The sequence below is a fragment of the Arenimonas donghaensis DSM 18148 = HO3-R19 genome (genome assembly GCF_000743535.1).
Taxonomy (GTDB): domain Bacteria; phylum Pseudomonadota; class Gammaproteobacteria; order Xanthomonadales; family Xanthomonadaceae; genus Arenimonas; species Arenimonas donghaensis.
In genome coordinates this window covers 93,441-114,935 of record NZ_AVCJ01000001.1, presented here as the reverse complement: position 1 = coordinate 114,935, position 21,495 = coordinate 93,441, and the positions used below count along the sequence as shown (strand labels likewise).

Below are 21,495 nucleotides of genomic sequence, written 5' to 3'. Positions count from 1 at the left end.
GCGCCGGGGCGCCCCGCACCGCGGGGCGCCCGTTCACAGGGCTTGTTTAGTCCTGATCAGTAATTCGTTCAATTTTAGTTAAAACAAGCGACCGCTTGACTCCCGTTCAGTTCCTGACATGATTTTGTCGGCGTGTTCATTCCGAACACGTTTTGTTTTCCCTACGTCCAGACGAGGAATTCATCCATGTCCCTGAACAAGATGCTGCTCGCCACGGCCCTCGGCCTGGCCTTGGCAGCCTGCTCCAACCAAGCTGAGCAGGCGGCCGATGCAGCTCAAGACGCCGCCGCGGCCGCCGACGACGCGGCCATGGAGGCCGCCGAAGCTTCCGCGGCAGCCACCGACGCTGCCACCGAAGTTGCGGCCGATGCCGCGGCCAGCTCGGCCGAAGTCGCTGCTGACGCAGCCGACGTCGCTGCCGACGCCGCTGCCGACGCGGTTGCCGCGGGTTCCGAGGAAATGGCCGACGCTGCTGCCGACATGGCCGAGCAGGCCGAAGACATCGCCGAGGAAGCTGCGGACGTGGCCGAACAGGCCGCCGACGAAGCCGCCGAAGGCAACGACTGATACAGCACTGAATCGCACTTGCCCTTCGACACGGGTATGCTGCCCAACGGCGACCGACACTGGTCGCGAAAACCATAATTAAAGGAACATCAGACATGCGCACCCAGACCCTTGCACTTGCTTCCGCCATCGCCCTCGCCTTCGGCCTGGCCGCCTGCAGCCCGCAGACCGAGCAGGAAGCCGACGAAGCCGGCGCCGCGATCGAGAACGCCGCCGAAGAAACCGGTGACATCGCCGAGGCCGCCGCCGCCAACGCCGAAGCCAACATGGAAGAAGCCGCTGCCGAAGCCAACGCCGCCATGGACGAAATGGGCGACGAGATGGAAGAAGCCGGCGACGAAATGAAGGACGCCATGGAAAATGCCGGTGACGCCATCGAGAACGCGGCGAACGAAGCCGCCGAGAACGCCGACGAAGCCATCACCACCGACGAAGAGGCCGCCGCCGGCGAGGAGTGATCCCCGCAGCGTCGCCAAGGAAACCGCCGGCCCCGTGCCGGCGGTTTTTTTTTGCCGGGGCGCTTAAACTCGGGGGATTGCCCCAAGAACCGAGCGCATGAGCATCCTCAGCAGCCACATCGATCCCCGCGACCCGGCCTTCCAGGACAACGCCGCGCAGCTGCGCGCCGCGGTGCAGGACCTGGAGGCGCGTCTGGCCCAGGTCGCCCTGGGCGGCGGCGAGAAGCCGCGCAAGAAGCACACCGAACGCGGCAAGCTGCTGCCGCGCGAGCGCATCGCCGCCCTGCTCGACCCCGGCTCCCCCTTCCTCGAACTGTCGGCCCTGGCCGCCGAGGGCATGTACGACGGCGCCGCGCCGGCCGCCGGCGTCATCACCGGCATCGGCCGCGTGCATGGCACCGAGGTGGTGGTCGTCGCCAACGACGCCACCGTCAAGGGCGGCACCTACTTCCCGATGACGGTCAAGAAGCACCTGCGGGCCCAGGAAGTGGCGCTGGAAAACCACCTGCCCTGCATCTATCTGGTCGATTCGGGCGGCGCCTTCCTGCCGCTGCAGGACGAGGTTTTCCCGGACAAGGAGCACTTCGGCCGCATCTTCTACAACCAGGCCCGGCTGAGCGCGAAGAATATCCCGCAGGTCGCCGTGGTGATGGGCAGCTGCACGGCCGGCGGCGCCTACGTGCCGGCGATGTGCGACGAATCGATCATCGTCAAGGAACAAGGCACGATCTTCCTGGGCGGCCCGCCCCTGGTGAAGGCCGCCACCGGTGAAGTGGTGGACGCCGAATCACTTGGCGGCGCCGAGGTGCACACGTCCGTCAGCGGCGTCGCCGACCACTTCGCTGAAAACGACCGCCATGCGCTGCAGATCGCCCGTGACGTGGTCCGGCACCTCAACCGGCGCAAGCAGCTGCCGGTGGCCGTGCTGCCGCCGCGCGAACCGCTCTACCCGGCTGAAGAGCTCTACGGCGTCATCCCCAAGGACACCCGCCGGCCCTTCGACATCCGCGAGGTCATCGCCCGCGTTGTCGATGGCAGCGAGTTCCAGGAGTTCAAGGCGCGCTACGGCAAGACCCTGGTCTGCGGCTTTGCGCACATCCACGGTTACCCGGTGGGCATCATCGCCAACAACGGCATCCTGTTCGCCGAAAGCGCGCTCAAGGGCGCGCACTTCATCGAACTGTGCAACCAGCGTGACATCCCGCTGGTGTTCCTGCAGAACATCACCGGCTTCATGGTCGGCAAGAAATACGAAAACGCCGGCATCGCCAAGGACGGTGCCAAGATGGTCACCGCCGTGGCCTGCAGCCACGTGCCCAAGTTCACCGTGGTCATCGGCGGGTCTTTCGGCGCCGGCAACTACGCCATGTGCGGCCGCGCCTACGGCGGCCGTTTCCTGTGGATGTGGCCCAATGCCCGCATCTCGGTGATGGGCGGCGAACAGGCCGCTAGCGTCCTGGCCACGGTCAAGCGCGACGGCATCGAAGGCGCCGGCAAGACCTGGTCCGCCGACGAGGAAGAAGCCTTCAAGGCCCCCATCCGCGACCAGTACGAACACCAGGGCCACCCCTACTACGCCAGCGCGCGCCTTTGGGACGACGGCATCATCGACCCCGCCGACACCCGCCGCGTCCTGGGCCTCGCCATCTCCGCCAGCCTCAACGCCCCCATCGAAAAAGACCGCTTCGGCGTCTTCCGCATGTAACCCGGCCCCACCCCTGTAGGAGCGCCTTCAGGCGCGAATTTTTTGACTTTGCTTTGGCGAAGCAGAGCTTCGCGCCTGAAGGCGCTCCTACAAAAAATGTGGATGGGCTCCGATGGGCTCCTGGCAGGTGGCGCTGCATGCTGGTGGCATGCCATTCCTCCTGAATACACCGGGCCAGGCGTCGCTCCGCAAAGGCCGTCGCTCCTTGAGTGGGCAAGCCTACTTCCTGACCTTCACCACGCATCGGCGCGAGCGGGTTTTCAGGGATTGGGAGCCAGGTGCCGCCATGTCCCGCCTGGTCAGCGAACCCTCGACTTGGCCGAAGGCCCGGCTTATGGCCTGGGTGCTGATGCCCGACCATTGGCATGGCCTGTTGGTGCTTGAATGTTCCGGCGAGTTGTCCAAGGTTGTTGGACAGGCAAAGGGCGCAACCGCTTCAAGCTTCAACCTCATGACAGGCCGCACAGGTGCCCTATGGTCCCGAGGCTTCCATGACCGGGCCATCAGGAACGATGAATGCCTGCGCGCCGTAGCCCGCTACCTCGTGGGAAACCCATTGCGCGCCGGGCTGGCGGATCGCGCAGGCAACTACCCCTTCTGGGACGCCGCCTGGCTCACCGACACATCCCTCCTGTAGGAGCGCCTTCAGGCGCGAAGCTTTGCTTTGCCAAAGCAAAGTCAAAAGATTCGCGCCTGAAGGCGCTCCTACAGAGATCAAGGTGCTACTTGCAGGTGTTGCAGGTGTTGCAGCCGCCGGTGCCGCAGGCGGCGGCGCTGGCCTGCATCGGCGGGCGCAGGGACTGGCCGAGGCGGCGCAGCCAGGCCGGGCGGTCGCTGCGTTCGAGGAAATACGACAGCCGCGCCTGCGCCTGCCAGGCCGTGCGTGGCGCCAGGCGGCGCAGCAGCGACAGGCTGCAGGCCAGCACGATCATCGCCACCAACAGCGCTTGCAGCTGCGGGCTCATGGAAGGCTCCCGAGCGTCGTCTGGCGACGGATCATGACATCAGCCACGCGGTCAGCTGGTAGGTGATCAGCGAGGCCAGGTAGGCCAGCGCGAACAGGTACACCGTGGCGTACCCCGCCTGCTTCCAGCTGTTGGTTTCGCGCTTGATCACCGCGATGGTGGACAGGCACTGGGGCGCGTAGACGTACCAGACCAGCAGCGACAGCGCCGTGGCCAGCGACCAGTCGGCGGCCAGCAGCGGCGAGAGCTGGGTGATCGCCTCGCTGTCGTTGCTGGCCGACAGCGCGTACACCGTCGCCAGCGCCGCCACCGCCACTTCGCGCGCGGCCAGGCCGGGAATGAGCGCGATGCAGATCTGCCAGTTGAAGCCGATCGGCGCGAAGATCGGTTCCAGCCAGTGGCCAATACGCCCGGCCAGGCTGTAGTCGATGGCCGGCAGCGTCGCGCCCTCCGGCGGCGCCGGGTAGCTGGCCAGGAACCACAGCAGCACCGTCAGCGACAGGATGATGCCGGTGACCCGGCGCATGAAGATGCTGGCGCGTTCCCACAGGCCGATGCCCAGGTCCAGCGGGTTCGGCAGCCGGTAGCTGGGCAGCTCGAGCAGCAGCACGTGTTCGCCTTCGGTGTGGCGCACCTTCTGGATGACCCAGGCCGCGCCCATCGCGCTGACGATGCCGGCCACGTACAGCCCGAACAGGACCAGGCCCTGCAGGTTGAACACGCCCCACACCGACTGGTCGGGAATGAAGGCGCCGATCAGCAGTGCGTACACCGGCAGCCGCGCCGAACAGGTCATCAGCGGCGCCACCAAGATCGTCGCCAGGCGATCGCGCGGGTCCTGGATCGAACGCGTGGCCATGACCCCGGGGATCGCGCAGGCGAAGCTCGACAGCAGCGGGATGAAGCTGCGCCCGGTCAGGCCGCAGGCACGCATCGGCTTGTCGAGCAGGAAGGCCGCACGCGGCAGGTAGCCGGATTCCTCCAGTGCCAGGATAAAGACGAATAGCAGCAGGATCTGCGGCAGGAACTCCATCACCGTGCCCAGGCCGGCGAAGATGCCGTCCTGCACCAGGCTGCGCAGTGCGCCGTCGGGCAGCAGCCCGCCGAGGGTTTCGCCCAGCAGGCCGATCCAGCCCGCCAGCGTGTCCTGCAGCGGCCCGGCCCAGCTGAAGACCGCCTGGAACATCAGGAACATCACCGCCGCCAGGATCACCAACCCCCACACCGGGTGCAGCAGCCAGCGATCCAGACGCTCGTCGAGGCGGCTAGTGCGGTCGGGCATGGTCACCGCTTCGGCCAGCAGGGCCTGCACCTGGGCATGCAGGTCGCCCTGGTCGTCGCCCGGCTCGGGGGCCGTGGGCGCGGCGTCATCGAGCTGCGCCAGCAAGGCGGCAGCGCCATCGCGTTTCACCGCGACGGTTTCGACCACGGGAATACCCAGGCGCGCCTGCAGCGCCGGCACGTCGATAACGATGCCGCGGCGCCGGGCCTGGTCCATCTGGTTCAGGGCCAGCACCATCGGCTTGCCCAGTCGCCGCACTTCCAGCGCGAAACGCAGGTGCAGGCGCAGATTGGTGGCGTCGGCCACGCACACCAGCACGTCGGGCACCGGTTCGCCGGGCAGTTCGCCGTGGCAGACCGCCCGCGTGATGGCTTCGTCGGGACTGGTCGCATCCAGGCTGTAGGCGCCCGGCAGGTCCAGCACGCGCACGCCGCGTCCGGCCGGCGTGCGGAACTGGCCTTCCTTGCGCTCGACGGTGACGCCGGCGTAGTTGGCCACCTTCTGGCGGCTGCCGGTGAGGCGATTGAACAGCGCGGTCTTCCCGCAGTTGGGATTGCCGACCAGGGCGATGTTGAGCGCGCTCATTGGGCCGGCGCGACCTCGAGCTTCACGCGCGCGGCTTCCTGCCGGCGCATGGCGAACCGGGTGAAGCCCACCTGCACCAGCAGCGGCTCGCCGCCCAGCGGCCCGCGGGTCAGCAGGCGAACGCTTTCGCCGGGCACGAAACCGATGTCGCGAAGGCGCCGCGCGACGGCGTCGCCCGGTCCGGCGTCGTGCACGTCGGAGACGATGGCTTCATTGCCGGTGGGCAGATCGGACAGGACCATGGGCGGCGGCTCAGGTGAGAATGATTCGCATTATAAGCCGTTCCCGGCCGCCGCGACAGCCGCCCGGGGTGCCGGCGACCGGAACCCAGCCGCTATCATGGCCGCTTGCCTGAAGGAGCCCGCATGACCTCCGCCATCCGACTCGACCGCGACGGCCCCGTCGCCCGCCTGGCCCTGGCCCGCCCGTCCGTCCACAACGCCTTCGACGACGAGCTGATCGCCGAACTGACCGGCGCCCTGGAAGCCCTGGACGCCGACGCCGGCGTGCGCGCCGTGGTCCTGACCGGCGACGGCGCCACCTTCTCGGCCGGCGCCGACCTGGGCTGGATGCGCCGCATGGCCCAGGCCAGCGAGGACGAGAACCGCGACGACTCCCTGCGCCTGGCCAAGCTCATGCGCACCCTGAACTTCCTGTCCAAGCCGACCCTGTGCCGGGTGAACGGTTCGGCCTACGGCGGCGGCGTCGGCCTGGTCGCCTGCTGCGATTACGCCATCGGCGTGGATACGGCCAAGTTCTCGCTCTCGGAAGTGAAGCTCGGCCTGGTGCCGGCGGTGATCTCCCCCTACGTGGTGCAGGCCATCGGCGGCCGGCACGCGCGCCGCCTGTTCACCGGCGCCGAAATCATCGAGGCCCACGAAGCCCGGGCCATCGGCCTGCTGCACGAAACCACCGCGCCCGACCAGCTCGACGAGCGCCTGGATCGCACGCTGCACTTCTGGCTCAAGGGCGGCCCCCTGGCCCAGCGTGAAGCCAAGCAGCTGGCGCTGCGCATGGCCGGCATGAGCCCGGAATCCGCCGCCGCCACCGACATGCAGAACGCCGCGCTCATCGCCCGCCTGCGCGTTTCCCCCGAAGGCCAGGAAGGCCTGGCCGCTTTCCTGGAAAAGCGCCGGCCTTCGTGGTCCTGACCGGGCGCCGGGTACACTCGGGACGCCGACTCCGTATTGCTACGTGGCCAGAAACCAAATGTTTGAAAAAGTACTGATCGCCAACCGCGGCGAAATCGCCTGCCGGGTCATCCGCACCTGCCGCACGCTGGGCATCCGCACGGTCGCCGTCTATTCCGAGGCCGATGCCGGGGCCCAGCATGCCCGGCTGGCGGACGAGGCCTGGCCGATCGGCGGGCCGCGGCCGCAGGACAGCTACCTGCGCGGCGATGCCATCCTAGAGGCCGCCCGCCTCAGCGGCGCCCAGGCCATCCACCCGGGCTACGGCTTCCTCAGCGAAAACGCCGACTTCGCCGAAGCCGTCGAGGCCGCCGGGCTGGTGTTCATCGGGCCCAAGGCCGCGTCCATGCGCAAGATGGGCAGCAAGGCCGGCGCCAAGCAGCTGATGCAGGCGCGCGGCGTGCCGGTCGTGCCCGGTTACACCGGCGAAGACCAGGATCCGGCGCTGTTGCAGCGCGAAGCCGACGGCATCGGCTACCCGCTGATGATCAAGGCGGCCCACGGTGGCGGCGGCAAGGGCATGCGCATCGTGCGCGCCAGCGAGGAATTCGCCGCGGCGCTGGCAAGCTGCCAGCGCGAAGCCACCAGCGCCTTCGGCCGCGACCGCGTTTTGCTCGAACGCTTCGTCGAAACGCCGCGCCACATCGAGATCCAGGTCTTCGGCGACAGCCACGGCCAGGTCATCCACCTGGGCGAACGCGAATGTTCGGCCCAGCGGCGCTACCAGAAGGTCGTCGAGGAATCGCCCTCGCCCTTCGTCACCCCGGAACTGCGCGAGCGCATGGGCCAGGCCGCGGTCGAAGCCGCCCGCGCGATCGACTACGTCAACGCCGGCACCGTCGAATTCATCGTGGGCCCGCAGGGCGATTTCTACTTCATGGAAATCAATACCCGCCTGCAGGTCGAACATCCGGTCACCGAGCTGGTGACCGGCCTGGACCTGGTGGAGTGGCAACTGCGCGTGGCCGCCGGCGAACCCTTGCCGCTGGCCCAGGACGCCATCACGCGACAGGGCCACGCCATCGAAGTGCGCCTGTACGCCGAAGACCCGTCCCAGGGTTTCCTGCCGGGCTCCGGCCGGCTCGAGGTGCTGCGACTTCCCGACGCCAGCGCCCACGTGCGCCTGGACACCGGCGTGGTCGAGGGCGACACCGTCACGATCCACTACGACCCGATGATCGCCAAGCTGATCGTGCACGACGCCGATCGCCCGCGTGCCCTCGCCCGCCTGCGCGAGGCCCTGGCCGACTGCGAGGTCGTCGGCCCGAAGTCCAACATCGCCTTCCTGGAAAAGCTGGTCCGCCACCGCGAGGTCGTCGAAGGCACCATCCACACGGCCTACCTGGACCGCCATCTCGAGGACGTGCTGCCCAAGGAAGACCCGCTGCTGCCGGACCTGCTGGCCCTGGCCGCCACCGCCTGCCTGCTGCACGACGAAGCCGCGACGCACGCCGCCACCGCCGCCAGCAACGATCCGTCTTCGCCCTGGGGCATCGCCGATGGCTGGCGCCTGGGCCACGGCGGCGAGCGCCTGCTGTGTTTCCACTACCGCGGCGAACGCCTGGAACTGCGCGCCCACGGCAGTGCCGGCGACTACGCGCTTGAAGGCGCGGACGGCCTGTCCCTGCGCGTGCAAGGCGCCGCCTTCGTCGCCGGCCGCCTGGTCGCACGCGTGGATGCCCGGCAGCATCGCGTGCGCGCCCGCGCCGACGCCGCGCGCGTGCTGGTGCACGACGGCGACCAGCGCTACCCGCTCGAGCGCGTGCCGGCTTTCCTGTTCGACCAGGGCGAAGCCGGCGCCGGCGCCGACCGTCTCACCGCGCCGATGCCCGGCCGGGTCGTGGTGGTGAAGGCCCAGGCCGGCCAGGCCGTCGAAGAAGGCCAGGAACTGCTGGTGATGGAGGCGATGAAGATGGAGCTGAGCCTGCGTGCGCCGCGGGCGGGCACCGTCGAGAAGGTACAGGCCAGCGAAGGCGAGTTCGTGGAAGCCGACGCCGTGCTGCTGACGCTCGAGGCCGGGCAATGAGCGCGCCAGCCGAGGTCCGCATCGTCGAAGTCGGGCCGCGCGACGGCCTGCAAAACGAAAAGACCCTGGTCCCGACCGCCGACAAGATTGAACTGGTGGACAGGCTCTCAGCCACCGGCCTGCGCTGCATCGAGGCCACCAGCTTCGTCAGCCCGAAGTGGGTGCCGCAGATGGCCGATGCCGCCGAGGTGTTCGCCGGCATCACGCAGCGCCCCGGCGTCGCCTACCCGGTGCTGGTGCCCAACCTGCAGGGTTATGAACGCGCCCGCGAAGTCGGCGCCAGCGAAGTGGCGGTGTTCAGCGCCGCTTCCGAGGCCTTCAACCGCAAGAACATCAACGCCTCGATCGACGAGAGCATCGAACGTTTCCTGCCGGTGCTGGAACGCGCCCGCGCCGACGGCGTGAAGGTCCGCGGCTACGTGTCCACGGTGCTCGGCTGCCCCTACCAGGGCGAGGTGCCGCTGGCCGACGTGGTTCGCGTGGCCCGTCGCCTGCACGAAGCGGGCTGCTACGAAGTGTCGCTGGGCGACACCATCGGCATCGGCACTCCCGGTAAGGCCCGGGCGATGCTGCGCGCCGTCGCGGCCGAGGTCCCCATGGCGGCGCTGGCCGTGCATTTCCACGACACCCGCGGCCAGGCCCTGGCCAACATCCTGGCCTGCCTGGAAGACGGCGTGGGCGTGGTGGACGCCGCGGTCTCCGGCACCGGCGGCTGCCCCTACGCCCCCGGGGCCAGCGGCAATGTCGCCACCGAAGACGTCGTCTACATGCTCGAAGGCCTGGGCGTGGCCACCGGTGTCGACCTGGCGAAGCTGGTCGAGACGGGCCGCTGGCTGGCCGGCAAGCTGGGCCGCAGCTCCGGAAGCAAGGTGACCCTCGCCGCCCCGCTGTAACCGACGCATCCTGTGGGAGGGACTTCAGTCCCGAAGCGATTCGGGACTGAAGTCCCTCCCACAAACACCGAATGACGCAGTGTATTCTCGGGGTTCGGTTCTTGGGGAGACCGCATGGACGAGGCCAGGCACGACGACGAGGCGATGCTGGCCCAGCTCGAGGCCTTGCTGACCGAAGGCCGTGGCTGCGACGACCCGGTGCTGCTGTCCGAATTGCTGGCCACGCTGCACGAACTGCGCCGCGAGGCCGATAGCGCCAGCCTGCGTTACCTCAAGCTGTTCAACGCCGTGCCCGACCCGGTCAGCCTGATCGACGCCGAGGGCCGCATCATCGACCTCAACACCGCCGGCGAACAGGCCTACGGCCTGCCCCGCGACGAAATCGTCGGCAAGCTGGTGCACGTGATCAACCCGGACCTGCCGGCCGACCACATGGTGCCGGTGCTCGAGACCCTGGCCCGCAAGCGCACGCACGTGATCGAGGTCTACAACCAGCGTGCCGACGGCAGCCGCTTCCCCGTGGAAGTGCACTCGGCGCGCTTCGAGGACGGCCCGCACCAGTTCGTCATCGCCGTGGCCCGCGACCTCACCGGCCGGCGCGAGGCCGAGGAAAACCTCAACACCCTGCTGTCGGTCATCGACAAGGGCGTGATGATCCAGGACCACGAAGGCAACGTGCTGTCGGCCAATGCCGCCGCCATGCGCATCCTGGGACTTTCCGAAGACGAGGACATCGTCACCGGCCTGCGCTGGCAGGACTGGCGCGTGGTCGACCACCGCGGCTGGCCGCTGCGTTTCGGCGACATGCCGGTGATGCGCGCGGCGCGTACCGGACGCATCATCGAATCCACCCTGATGGGCGTGTACCACACCGGCCGCAAGCAGCTGACCTGGCTGTCGGCGACCTCGGTGCCGCAGTTCCGGCCCGGCGAACGCACGCCCTACCGGGTGATCTCGCTGTTCTCCGACGTCACCGATCTCAAGCGCGACAGCGCGCTGTTCCTGCGCACCCAGGCCCTGGCCCGCATCGGCGGCTGGGAATGGGACGGCGGCCGCGAGCGCCTGTATTTCACCGATGAAGCGCTGCGCATCCTGGGCCGGCGCGACGATCCCCCACGCACGCTGCGCGAGGCGCTGACCCAGGTCGTGCCCGCCGACCGGCCGCGGGTCGAGGAGGCCCTGCAGAGCGTGCTGCGCGACGGCGGCGCCTTCGACATGGAGGTCCAGCTGCGCCGCCCCGACGGCCGCTCGCACTGGGCGCGCCTTATCGGCCAGTCCGAGAGCCGGGTGCCGATGACCGCGCGCATCACCGGCATCCTGCAGGACATCAACCAGCGCCGGCAGATCGAGGAAGCCCTGCGCAGCCAGGCCCGCACCGACGCCCTGACCGGGCTGTTCAACCGCGACGGCGTACTGACCGAACTCGAGCGCCGGGTGATGGAGGGCGAAGAAGGGCTGACCGTCGTTTACATCGACCTCGACCGCTTCAAGCTGGTCAACGACCTGCTCGGCCACGCCGCCGGCGACCAGCTGCTGATCAACGCCGCGCGGCGGCTCGAAAGCTGCGCCGGCGACGACGACGTGCTGGCGCGTTTCGGCGGCGATGAATTCCTGGTGCTGGCCAGCAACAAGGACGATCCCGGCGCCGCGGAGGCGCTGGCGGCGCGCATCACGCAGGCCTTCGGCGACAGCTTCCGCTACGCCGGCGAGGAATTCACCATCACCACCAGCGTCGGCCTGGCGCGCTACCCGGAACATGGCGCCACCGTGCAGCAGCTGGTCAACAACGCCGACGCCGCCATGTACGACGCCAAGCGCCGTGGCCGCAACACCTGGCAGACCTTCACCCCGGAGCTGGCCCGGCAGCAGCACGACCGCGTCCAGGTCGAGGCCCAGCTGCGAAAGGCCCTGGACAACGGCGAATTCCGGCTGGTCTACCAACCCCTGGTGAACCTCGCCGATGGCCACGTGCGATCGGCCGAAGCCCTGATCCGCTGGCGCAACCATGCCCTGGGCGAACTGAGCCCGGAGGTTTTCATCAACCACGCCGAGACCACCGGCGACATCGTGCGCATCGGCGGCTGGGTCATCCAGACCGCCTGCCGGCAGATGGCCGCCTGGCGCAAGGCCGGACTGGCCCCGGCGCGGGTGGCGGTGAACGTGTCCTACCGCCAGTTCCTCACCGAGGACCTGGTACCGCTGGTTGCAGCCTGCCTGCAGGAAAACCAACTCCCGGGCGAACTGCTTGAGCTGGAATTCACCGAGCGCGTCCTGATCGAGGACGCGCCCGACACCCACCGCACCTTCGAAGGCCTGCGCAAGCTGGGCGTGGTGCTGACCATCGACGACTTCGGCGAGGGCTACAGCGCGCTGAACTACCTGCGCCGGCTGCCGATCCACGGCCTGAAACTGGCCCAGCCCTTCCTCAGGGGCGTGCCCGGCAACGAGTCGGACGCGGCGATCTGCCAGGCCGTCGCCGGCATCGCCCAGGCCCTGGGCCTGGACCTGGTCGCCGAGGGCGTGGAAAGCAGCGTGCAGCGCGACTTCCTGATGGGCCTGGGCGTGCGCACCGGCCAGGGCTTCCTGTTCAGCCCGGCCCTCGACCCGGACGCCTTCGCCGCCTACCTGCGCCAGACCGGCCAGCCCGCCAGCTCCCTGTAGGAGCGGCTTCAGCCGCGAAGTCCTTCTTTGCCAAAGGCAAAGTCAAGAGATTCGCGGCTGAAGCCGCTCCTACAGGGGGCGTGCAAACGGGTAAAATCCCGGCTTTCGCATTCCCCTGGGGGCACCGATGAAGATCCAAGACACCCGCGCCGTCATCACCGGCGGCGTTTCCGGCCTGGGCCTGGCCGTGGCCCGGCACCTGGTGGCCGGCGGCGGCAAGGTCGCCCTGCTCGACATCAACGACGCCAAGGGCGCGGACGCGGTGGCCGAGCTGGGCGTGGAAAAGGCCGCTTACTGGAAGACCGACGTCACCGACGAGGCCCAGGTCGCCGGCAACCTCGCCGAAGCCAAGGCCTTCCTCGGTGGCCTCAACGCCGCGGTGAACTGCGCCGGCATCCTCGGTGCCGGCCGCGTGCTGGGCAAGGAGGCGCCGATGCCCCTGAAGAACTTCGCCACGACCGTGATGGTCAACCTGGTCGGCAGCTTCAACGTCGCCAAGGCCGCCGCCGACCTGATGCAGCACAACGACGCCGGCGACGAAGGCGAGCGCGGCGTCATCGTCAACACCGCCTCGGTGGCCGCGTACGAGGGCCAGATCGGCCAGGCCGCCTATTCCGCCTCCAAGGGCGGCGTGGTCGGCATGACCCTGCCGATGGCGCGCGAGCTCGCCCGCTTCGGCATCCGCGTCAACACCGTGGCGCCCGGCATCTTCTGGACCCCGATGGTCGACGGCATGCCCGAATCGGTGCAGCAGTCGCTGTCGGCGTCCATCCCGTTCCCGTCGCGCCTGGGCCGGCCGGAAGAGTTCGCCGACCTGGTCGCCTATATCCTGTCCAACCGCTATCTCAACGGCGAAACCATCCGCCTCGACGGCGCCGTGCGCCTGGCCCCCAAGTAAACCCACCGAGCCAATCCATGAAAGCTTCCGACATCAAGAAGGGCAACGTCGTTGAGTACAACGGCACCGTCTACCAGGTCCGCGACATCGAACGCAGCTCGCCGCAGGGCCGCGGCGGCAACGTCAAGTTCCGTTTCACCATGTACAGCGTGCCCGGCGGGGTGAAGTACGACCTCAGCCAGGGCGCCGACGACGAGCTGCGCGAGGTCGAACTGACCCGTCGCGCCAGCACCTTCAGCTACAAGGACGGCGAGGCCTTCGTCTTCCTCGACGCCGAGGACTACACGCCCTACCAGCTCGACGCCGATGTCGTGGGCGACGCCGCCGGCTATATCACCGACGGCCTGGAAGACTGCTACGTGCAGCTGATCGAGGACGCACCGGTGGCCGTGCAGCTGCCGCCGAGCGTCGAGCTCGAAGTGGTCGAGACCCCGCCCGAACTCAAGGGCGGCACCGCCACCAAGCGGCCCAAGCCGGCCCGGCTCAGCACCGGCCTGGAAATCATGGTGCCCGAGTACATCGTCAACGGCGAGCGCATCCTGGTGAACACGACCACGGGCGAGTTCGCCGGCCGCGCCTGAGCCAACGACATGTAGGAGCGCCTTCAGGCGCGAATTTCTTCTTTGCCAAAGGCAAAGGCAAAAAGATTCGCGCCTGAAGGCGCTCCTACAAGGTCCCGAAAAGCCACTTCCGCGCCATGCGGCGCAGCGACTCATCCGCGCCGGGGTCGTTAGCCATGTCACGCACCGGCTTCCACGCCAGGTCCAGCGACTCTTCGCCAACCAGGAAGTCCTCGCTGCCCGTCGCCCGCACCACGAATCGCACGTCGTAGTGCCAGTGTTCCGGCACCTCGCCGCGGGCCGGGATGGCGTGCCGGTCCAGGTCGAACACCGCCGGCTCGACGACCAGGTCCGCCAGCCCGGATTCCTCCTGCGCCTCCTTCAGCGCCACGGCCGCCAGGTCGGGGTCGCCGTCGGCATGCCCACCCAGCTGCAGCCAGCGCCCGAGCTTGCGGTGATGGGTCAGCAGCACCCGCTCGCCGGTCCGGTCCACCAGCCAGGCCGAACCGGTGAAATGGCCGCCCAGCCGGCGCCGCTCGTAGATCGGCCCCGGATCGGCCAGCAGGCCCTGGAACAGGTCCACCACCGCCGACTCCCCGGGGTGGCGACGGCGATAGTCGGCCAGTGCGGCGGCCAGGTCGAAGGCGGGGGTCATGGTGCTCCGGGAAGGTTGGGACAGGCCATCAGTCTACCCACGGCGGCCGGCGGGCTCGGGTAAACTCGGGCGATAACCTCTGGGGAGAGAGCGTTCATGTCCGACCACCCGCCGGTCCGCACGGGCCGCGAACCGAGCCTGCTGCAGGCCTCGCTGCCGCTGCTGGCGCTGTTCATCCTGCTGCCACTGGCGGTTTACCTGTACGGCGACAACTCGTCCTACGGCGCCAACCAGATCTCGCTGCTGCTGGCCTCCGGCATCGCCGCCCTGGTCGGCTTGCGCAACGGCATGCGCTGGGACGATATCCAGGACGCCTTCATCAGCGGCATCTCCATCGCCACCACGGCCATCCTGATCCTGCTGGCCGTCGGTGCCCTGATCGGCACCTGGATCCTCTCCGGCGCCGTGCCGACGATGATCCAGTACGGCCTGGCCATCCTGCACCCATCCTTCTTCTATCCGGCCGTCTGCCTGGTCTGCGCTGTCGTCGCGCTGACCATCGGCAGCTCCTGGACCGTGGCCGGCACGCTGGGCGTGGCTTTGATCGGCGTCGCCCAGGGCCTGGGCCTGGACGTGGCGATCACCGCCGGCGCGATCATCTCCGGCGCCTATTTCGGCGACAAGATGTCGCCGCTGTCCGACACCACCAACCTGGCGCCGGCGGCCGCCGGTGGCGAGCTGTTCGCCCATGTCCGGCACATGACCTGGACCACCCTGCCCAGCCTGGCCATCGCCCTGGTCGGCTTCGCTTTCCTGTCCGTCGGCGCGGTCGCCGGCGATGCCGCCGTGGGCTTCGGCAATCTTTCCGCCGAACTCGATAAGCAGTTCAACCTCGGTCCGCACCTGCTGATCCCGCTGGTCGTGGTGTTTGCGCTGGCGATCAAGCGCTTCCCGGCGTTTCCGACCATCTTCATCGGCGCCCTGCTCGGCGCCGTTTTCGCGGTGGTGTTCCAGCCCGAGCTGGTGGTCGCCTTGGCCGGCAACGACGACCTGGCGCGGCCGATGGCCCTGCTTTCGGGCGCCTGGACGGCGCTGTTCGACGGATACAAGGGTGAATCGGGCAACGCCGCCGTCGACGACCTGCTCAACCGCGGCGGCATGGCCAGCATGCTCAACACCGTCTGGCTGATCATCTGCGCGATGAGCTTCGGCGCGGTGATGGACAAGGTCGGCCTGCTCGAGCGCCTGATCCGCAGCGTGCTCAAGATGGCCCGCTCCACCGGCTCGCTGATCGTCGCGACCCTGATCACCGCCTTTGGCACCAACGTGCTGGCCGCCGACCAGTACCTGGCCATCGTGCTGCCGGGCCGCATCTACAAGAGCGAATACGAAAAGCGCGGCCTGGCGCCGGAAAACCTTTCGCGCGCCCTTGAGGACGCCGGCACCATCACCTCGCCGCTGATTCCGTGGAACACCTGCGGCGCCTACATGGCCGCGACGCTGGGCGTGGCCACGCTCGACTACCTGCCTTACGCGCTGTTCAACCTGGTCAATCCGGTGATCGCCGGCATCCTGGCCTACGTTGGCTTCAAGATCCTCAAGACCAAACCCCAGGTGGCCATCCAGCACCGCGCCGGCCCCTCCCACGACTAACCGAAGAAGAAGATTGACGATGGATAACAACTCGATCCACGGCATGTGGTCCTCGCGTCTGGCCTTCATCCTGGCCGCCAGCGGTTCGGCGGTGGGCCTGGGCAACATCTGGCGCTTCCCTTACCTGGCCTCGGACAACGGGGGCGGCGCCTTCGTGCTGATCTACCTGGGCTGCATCCTGCTGGTCGGCCTGCCGATCATGGCGGCCGAGATCCTGATGGGTCGCCAGGGCCGGATGAGCCCGGTGAACACGCTGCGCAAGCTCACCCGCGAAGGCGGCCACAGCGGCGGCTGGACCGTGATCGGCTGGATCGGCATGCTCGCCGCGGTCGCCATCCTCAGCTTCTACAGCGTGGTCGGCGGCTGGACCCTGCACTACGCCTGGCTGTACGTCGCGCAGATCTTCGGTGGCGCGCCGATCACCGACCCGGGCGCCACTTTCACCACCCTGCTGGCCAACCCGACCACCCTGGTGTTCTGGCACAGCGTCTTCATGCTGGTGACCGTGGGCGTGGTGGCGATGGGCGTGGAAAAGGGCCTCGAGCGTGCGGTGAAGTTCCTGATGCCGCTGCTGTTCCTGATCCTGCTGGGCCTGCTGGCTTACGGCGTCAGCACCGGCAAGATCGGCCAGGCCTTCGAGTTCCTGTTCAAGCCCGACTTCAGCGAAGTCACCGGCGACACCCTGCTCGCCGCGCTGGGCCAGGCTTTCTTTTCGCTCAGCCTCGGCATGTGCGGAATCATGACCTACGGCGCCTACCTGCCCCGGGACATCTCGATCCCGCGGGTGGCGGTCACGGTGGCCGGCATGGACACCACCATCGCCCTGCTGGCCGGCCTGGCGATCTTCCCGGTGCTGTTCGCCTTTGGCCTGGATCCGGCGGGCGGTGGCCCGGGCCTGATCTTCACCTCGTTGCCGCTGGCCTTCAACGACATGCCCTTCGGCATCCCGTACGCGGTGGCGTTCTTCGGCCTGCTGTTCGTGGCCGCCTGGACCTCGTCGATCTCGCTGCTCGAGCCACCGACCGCCTTCCTGGTCGAAAAAGGCAGCCTGTCGCGCAAGAAGTCGGCAGTCATTGCGGCGCTGGTGATCTGGGCCATCGGCCTGGTGACGGCCCTGGGCTTCAACGTCTGGCAGAACGTGCGCGTGTTCGGCCGCGACCTGCAGGGCGCCATCGAGTTCGTCGCCTCGGACATCATGCTGCCGGTCGGCGGCCTGCTGATCGCGCTGTTCGCCGGCTACACGCTCAGCCGCAAGATCTCCCGTGACCAGCTGTCCCACCTCGGCGACCGCGGCTACCAGGTCTGGCGCTTCCTGATCTGCATCATCGCCCCGGTGCTGGTGCTCATCGTCCTGGCCGCCAAGATACTGGGCTGACCGCCCACCCTCCCCTCTGTGGGAGGGACTTCAGTCCCGAAAAGCGGCCCGCGAAAGCGGGCCGCTTTTGTTGCGGACCCCGATTCAGTTCGAACGACCCGTCAGTCCCGACGCAAGGGCCATTCGCTGTCCAGGTCCAGGGCGCAATGGGGGCAAACCTTGATCGGCATCAGGCCGATGCTTGGAAACGACACCTGCCAGACCATTTGACCAAACGGAACCTGGCATTTCGGGCAGTCAATGACCCAGTTCGCGTAGGTCGCCGCACCGGCGAAGACGAGGAAAAGGACACCTCCGATCCAGCCGGCAGGCGGAGCTGGCTTGATGAGCGCCAGCGCGATGAACAATGCAAGCACGATGAGCAAAAGCCAAAGCGCCTTTTCGCACCTGGAGCGAACCACTTGCCTGGGAGTCATGCGCACAGACTACCGCGTCCGCGGACGCCCCGGCTTCCCCCTCCATGGAAAAACGAACGGCCCGCTTTCGCGGGCCGTTCTTTCGGGACTGAAGTCCCTCCCACAGAGGGTGCCGGGGGTCAGGCGAACTTCTTGATTTCGCCGGACTTGAGGCGGGCCCAGTAGGCGTCCAGGTGCTTCTTGACGACCGGCATCAGCAGGTAGACGCCGATCAGGTTCGGGATCGCCATGATGAACAGCAGGGCGTCGGCGATGTCGACGATGCTGCCCAGCGGCATGGTGCAGCCGACCACGGCCATGGCCAGGTAGAAGAACTTGAAGCCGTACAGGGCGACCTTGGATTCCTTGAACAGGAAGCTGCAGGCCTTGGCCCCGTAGTAGGCCCAGGTGATGGTCGTGGAGAACGCGAACAGCAGCACGATCACCGCCAGCGCATAGGGCGTCCAGTCGCCGATCGTCGCGAACGCGTTCGAGGTCAGCTGCACGCCGTCGGCGCCGCCGACGATGTGCTGGTTGGTGATGATGATCACCAGCGCGGTCATGGTGCAGATGACGACCGTATCGATGAACGGTTCCCACAGCGCGACGAAGCCCTCGGTCAGCGGCTCCTTGGTCTTGACCGCCGAGTGCGCGATGGCCGCCGAGCCCAGGCCGGCCTCGTTCGAGAACGCGGCGCGGCGGAAGCCCTGGATCAGCGCGCCGATCACGCCGCCGGTGACGCCCTCGGCGGTGAAGGCACCGTCGATGATCGCCCCGAACGCCGCCGGCACCTGGCTGAAGTTGGTGAAGATAACGAACAGCGCGCCGACCACGTACAGCGCCGCCATGGTCGGCACCAGGCGGGCGGTGACCGAACCGATGCGGGTGATGCCGCCGATCACGACGATGCCGCCGAGGATGGCGTACGCCAGGCCGAACCAGAGGCTGCCGTTGGTCATGCCGCCGGTGACGTTCTCGATCTGCGCATAGGCCTGGTTGGCCTGGAACATGGCGCCGGCGCCGATCGCGCCCATCATGGCGCACAGGGCGAAGATGATCGCCAACGCGCTGCCGAACAGGCGCAGGCCCGGATAGTTCTCGGAAATGCCGCGGCTGAGGTAGTACATCGGGCCGCCCGAGATCGTGCCGTCGGGTTTTTCCAGGCGGTACATCACGCCCAGGGTGCACTCGACGAACTTCGAGCTCATGCCCAGCAGGCCGGCCAGGATCATCCAGAAGGTGGCACCGGGGCCGCCGATGGTGATCGCCACCGCCACGCCGGCGATGTTGCCCAGGCCCACCGTGCCGGACACCGCCGAGGTGAGCGCGCGGAAGTGGCTGACTTCACCGGCTTCCTTTGCCTTTGGATCGCTGTACTTGCCGCTGATGAGGTCGAAACCGTGCTTGAAACCACGCACGTTGATGAAGCCGAAATAGATCGTGAAGATGAAACCGGCCAGGATCAGCCAGCCTACGATCAGCGGAAAACCCACGCCTCCGACCGGCACTTCGAAAAAGATGGCCCGCGACACGGCGTCGGCGATCGGCCGCACCGTCGCGTCGATGCGCTCGGCGGTGGTCGGTTCGGCGACCGTCCCCTCGACGGCCTCCTGTGCGACGGCCACGGATCCCACGGCCAGCCACATCATGGCGACCATCAAAAGGCGTTTCAGCATTGTTGCAGCTCCTCCCAAGCCAGCGCGCAGCCTAACCCGAGCGGTGCCCCGCTGCCCACAGGCTGGCGTGAAGGGCCGCCCAGGTGGCGTTGTGGGAGGGAGTTCAGTCCCGAAAAGCCTTCGGGACTAAAGTCCCTCCCACAGGGGGTTATGGGGCTTCCACGTCCTCCGGGCCCCCACCCTCGTCCGGCAGCGACGCGTCCTTCAGCGCCGCCGGCAGCTTCTTGGTGGGCGCCACGCCCAGGTCGCGCAGCATCTCGGCCTGGCGCACCAGGTTGCCGGGCCCCTGGGCCAGCTTGCGTACGGCGTCGTGCTGGGCCTTCTGGGCCCGCTCGAGGTGCTCGCCGACCTTGCCCAGGTCCTCGGTGAAGCCGACGAACTTGTCGTACAGGGCCGCGCCGCGGTCGGCGATGGCCCGGGCATTGGTGGTCTGGGCCTCGGTGCGCCAGATCTGCGCCACCAGCCGAAGCGAGGCCAGCAGGTTGCTGGGCCCGACCAGGATGATCTTCTTGCCGAAGGCGAAGTCGTAGAGGCCCGGGTCGCGGCGCAGGGCTTCGAGGAAGGCCGCTTCCACCGGTACGAACATCAGCACCAGGTCGGGGCTGGTGAGGCCCTTGAGGCGGCTGTAGTCCTTGTCGCCCAGCTCGCGCACGTGGCTCTTCAGCGCCGCCGTGTGCTGGCCCAGGAAGCGTTCGCGCTCGCCGTCGTCGATGTCGGTGGCGCAGGCGCGCTGGTAGTCGAGCAGCGCCACCTTGGCATCGACCACGATGTGGCGCTCCTCGGGCAGCAGCAGCACGGCATCGGGCCGGTATCGGTCGCCGGCTTCGTCCTTGAAGCTTTCCTGGGTGAGGTACTGCTGGCCCTTCTCGAGCCCGGCGCTTTCGAGCAGGCGTTCGAGCTTGAGCTCGCCCCAGTAGCCCTGGGTGCGGTTGTCGGCCGTCAGGGCGCGGGTAAGGCTGCCGGCCTCGTCGCTGAGCTGGCGGTTGAGTTCAAGCAGCTGCTTGAGTTCGGCCTGCAGGGTGACCCGCTCGCGGCCTTCCTTTTCGTAGGTGTCGGAAACGACCTTGCGGAAATCCACCAGCTGCTCGCGCAGCGGGTTGAGCAACTGGCCCAGCTGGCTGGCGTTCTGTTCGCCGAAACGTTTTGACTTGTCCTCGAGGATTTCCGCGGCCAGGGCCTGGAACTCGGACTTCAGGCGTTCGCGGGCGCTTTCTAGGTCGCGGTAGCGCTGGTCGGCGGCGGCCTGCTCGGCCGCCAGGCGGGCCTCGAGCGCGGCGGCGCGGGCTTCGGCGGCAGCGGCGCGGGTTTCACTGGCGTCCCGGGCCGCGCGCTGGTCGCGCAGTTCGGCCTCGAGCCGGGCGCGGTCCTCGCGCTGTTCGGCCTGCTGGGCCTCGCGCTGGCGCCGGGCCCCGGCCGAAACCACGACGAAAGCCAGCGCGGCACCGGCCAGGACGCCGATCAGAAGGAATACGAGCTGTGTTGCGGACAAAAGAAAACCCCGGCATCTGGTGATGCCGGGGATTCTAGCCTCCGGGGCGTCTCACCGGCCGAGACGGCCGGGAGAGGCGTGGCTCAGGCGGCCTTCTTGGCCCAGGCGCTGCACCAGGCGGCCGCGGGCACCGAGAAGCCCGGGAACAGCGTGCAGGCGCCGCTGGCGGCGGTGAAGAACTGGCAGTTGGCGCAGTTGCTGCCCGGCTTGTAGCTCGGGTGTTTCACGGCCGAGGCATCCAGCGCGTAGGCCAGGGCCTTGGCCTGCGGGTTGTCCAGCGGCAGCGGCTTGAGCTCCTGGGCGTAGGCCTGGCCGACCAGGGCCGGGGCCACGAAGGGGGCGGCGACGGCAAACAGGGCGGCCTTGACCAGGAAGCCGCGGCGGGAGGTGTTCGGGGTGTTCATGGGGACTCCTTGGCTACGGAGGATTTCCGATGGCTGGGCGCAGTTTACGCCGGACAGGTGAATGCCGTGTTGATGCAGGTCAAGCCGACGACGGGGGGCCCCTTCGGCTAAACTTTGG

20 protein-coding genes are annotated in these 21,495 nt (G+C 68.1%); 12 read left to right on the top strand and 8 right to left on the bottom strand.

Translation table 11 applies throughout. The features are described 5' to 3' along the window. Positions 1–186 precede the first annotated feature (186 nt). The 4 genes from N788_RS00555 to N788_RS00535 all read left to right on the top strand — a co-directional run bounded on the left by N788_RS00555 (position 187) and on the right by N788_RS00535 (position 3,367). Positions 187–567, top strand: a complete 381-nt coding sequence (locus N788_RS00555) for a hypothetical protein (RefSeq protein ID WP_034219933.1) — start codon at positions 187–189, stop codon at positions 565–567. 95 nt (positions 568–662) lie between these two features. Continuing rightward, positions 663–1,025: a hypothetical protein gene (locus N788_RS13660; RefSeq protein WP_051924194.1), complete on the top strand. Its 363-nt coding sequence runs from the start codon at positions 663–665 to the stop codon at positions 1,023–1,025. A 97-nt stretch (positions 1,026–1,122) separates the two neighbouring features. After that, complete coding sequence (locus tag N788_RS00540) at positions 1,123–2,730, top strand: carboxyl transferase domain-containing protein (protein WP_034219930.1); 1,608 nt, start codon at positions 1,123–1,125, stop codon at positions 2,728–2,730. Between the two features lie 148 nt (positions 2,731–2,878). Beyond that, positions 2,879–3,367, top strand: a complete 489-nt coding sequence (locus tag N788_RS00535; RefSeq protein WP_160171896.1) for an REP-associated tyrosine transposase — start codon at positions 2,879–2,881, stop codon at positions 3,365–3,367. Positions 3,368–3,452: 85 nt separating this feature from the next. Here N788_RS00535 and N788_RS00530 read toward each other — a convergent pair whose 3' ends face one another. Genes N788_RS00530 through N788_RS00520 form a run of 3 tightly spaced genes read right to left on the bottom strand, consistent with a single transcriptional unit; the run spans position 3,453 to position 5,804 of the window. Beyond that, on the bottom strand, positions 3,453–3,695 hold the full coding sequence (locus N788_RS00530) for a DUF6587 family protein (protein ID WP_051924193.1): 243 nt from the start codon (positions 3,693–3,695) through the stop codon (positions 3,453–3,455). A gap of 31 nt (positions 3,696–3,726) precedes the next feature. Continuing rightward, positions 3,727–5,562 carry a ferrous iron transporter B gene (feoB, locus tag N788_RS00525; RefSeq protein WP_034219927.1) on the bottom strand — a complete coding sequence of 612 codons (1,836 nt, stop codon included), beginning with the start codon at positions 5,560–5,562 and terminating at the stop codon, positions 3,727–3,729. Then, positions 5,559–5,804: a FeoA family protein gene (locus N788_RS00520; protein ID WP_034219925.1), complete on the bottom strand. Its 246-nt coding sequence runs from the start codon at positions 5,802–5,804 to the stop codon at positions 5,559–5,561. Before N788_RS00520 ends, feoB begins: the two co-directional genes overlap by 4 nt. Positions 5,805–5,927: 123 nt before the next feature. Between N788_RS00520 and N788_RS00515 the strand changes: the two genes are divergently transcribed. From N788_RS00515 to yeiP, 6 genes are all read left to right on the top strand, one after another. Beyond that, positions 5,928–6,713, top strand: a complete 786-nt coding sequence (locus N788_RS00515; protein WP_034219922.1) for an enoyl-CoA hydratase-related protein — start codon at positions 5,928–5,930, stop codon at positions 6,711–6,713. A 58-nt stretch (positions 6,714–6,771) separates the two neighbouring features. Next, positions 6,772–8,778, top strand: coding sequence for an acetyl/propionyl/methylcrotonyl-CoA carboxylase subunit alpha (locus N788_RS00510; protein WP_034219918.1), 2,007 nt, complete (start codon positions 6,772–6,774; stop codon positions 8,776–8,778). Continuing rightward, on the top strand, positions 8,775–9,671 hold the full coding sequence (locus N788_RS00505; RefSeq protein ID WP_034219914.1) for a hydroxymethylglutaryl-CoA lyase: 897 nt from the start codon (positions 8,775–8,777) through the stop codon (positions 9,669–9,671). Before N788_RS00510 ends, N788_RS00505 begins: the two co-directional genes overlap by 4 nt. Positions 9,672–9,785: 114 nt before the next feature. Beyond that, positions 9,786–12,332 carry a sensor domain-containing protein gene (locus N788_RS00500; protein WP_051924192.1) on the top strand — a complete coding sequence of 849 codons (2,547 nt, stop codon included), beginning with the start codon at positions 9,786–9,788 and terminating at the stop codon, positions 12,330–12,332. A 127-nt stretch (positions 12,333–12,459) separates the two neighbouring features. Beyond that, positions 12,460–13,230 carry an SDR family oxidoreductase gene (locus N788_RS00495; protein ID WP_034219910.1) on the top strand — a complete coding sequence of 257 codons (771 nt, stop codon included), beginning with the start codon at positions 12,460–12,462 and terminating at the stop codon, positions 13,228–13,230. A gap of 17 nt (positions 13,231–13,247) precedes the next feature. After that, positions 13,248–13,811 carry an elongation factor P-like protein YeiP gene (yeiP, locus tag N788_RS00490; protein ID WP_034219908.1) on the top strand — a complete coding sequence of 188 codons (564 nt, stop codon included), beginning with the start codon at positions 13,248–13,250 and terminating at the stop codon, positions 13,809–13,811. An 85-nt stretch (positions 13,812–13,896) separates the two neighbouring features. On the opposite strand, the gene N788_RS00485 is transcribed toward yeiP, so the two are convergent. Then, entirely contained in the window at positions 13,897–14,445 is a 549-nt protein-coding gene (locus N788_RS00485; protein WP_034219905.1) for an NUDIX hydrolase, read from the bottom strand. A 96-nt stretch (positions 14,446–14,541) separates the two neighbouring features. On the opposite strand from N788_RS00485, the gene nhaC reads away from it, so the two are divergent. Both nhaC and N788_RS00475 read left to right on the top strand, forming a co-directional pair. Then, the gene (gene nhaC / locus N788_RS00480; RefSeq protein WP_034219903.1) at positions 14,542–16,038 is read left to right on the top strand and encodes a Na+/H+ antiporter NhaC; all 1,497 of its coding nucleotides are present in this window, start codon (positions 14,542–14,544) and stop codon (positions 16,036–16,038) included. A 19-nt stretch (positions 16,039–16,057) separates the two neighbouring features. Then, complete coding sequence (locus tag N788_RS00475; protein ID WP_034219901.1) at positions 16,058–17,413, top strand: sodium-dependent transporter; 1,356 nt, start codon at positions 16,058–16,060, stop codon at positions 17,411–17,413. A gap of 101 nt (positions 17,414–17,514) precedes the next feature. On the opposite strand, the gene N788_RS00470 is transcribed toward N788_RS00475, so the two are convergent. The 4 genes from N788_RS00470 to N788_RS00455 all read right to left on the bottom strand — a co-directional run bounded on the left by N788_RS00470 (position 17,515) and on the right by N788_RS00455 (position 21,377). Next, positions 17,515–17,778 carry a hypothetical protein gene (locus tag N788_RS00470; protein WP_152560308.1) on the bottom strand — a complete coding sequence of 88 codons (264 nt, stop codon included), beginning with the start codon at positions 17,776–17,778 and terminating at the stop codon, positions 17,515–17,517. A gap of 170 nt (positions 17,779–17,948) precedes the next feature. Further along, positions 17,949–19,484, bottom strand: coding sequence for an alanine/glycine:cation symporter family protein (locus N788_RS00465; protein WP_211250663.1), 1,536 nt, complete (start codon positions 19,482–19,484; stop codon positions 17,949–17,951). A 148-nt stretch (positions 19,485–19,632) separates the two neighbouring features. Continuing rightward, positions 19,633–20,973: a DNA recombination protein RmuC gene (locus N788_RS00460; RefSeq protein WP_034219897.1), complete on the bottom strand. Its 1,341-nt coding sequence runs from the start codon at positions 20,971–20,973 to the stop codon at positions 19,633–19,635. A gap of 83 nt (positions 20,974–21,056) precedes the next feature. Next, positions 21,057–21,377, bottom strand: coding sequence for a high-potential iron-sulfur protein (locus N788_RS00455; RefSeq protein ID WP_034219894.1), 321 nt, complete (start codon positions 21,375–21,377; stop codon positions 21,057–21,059). Positions 21,378–21,495 lie beyond the last annotated feature (118 nt).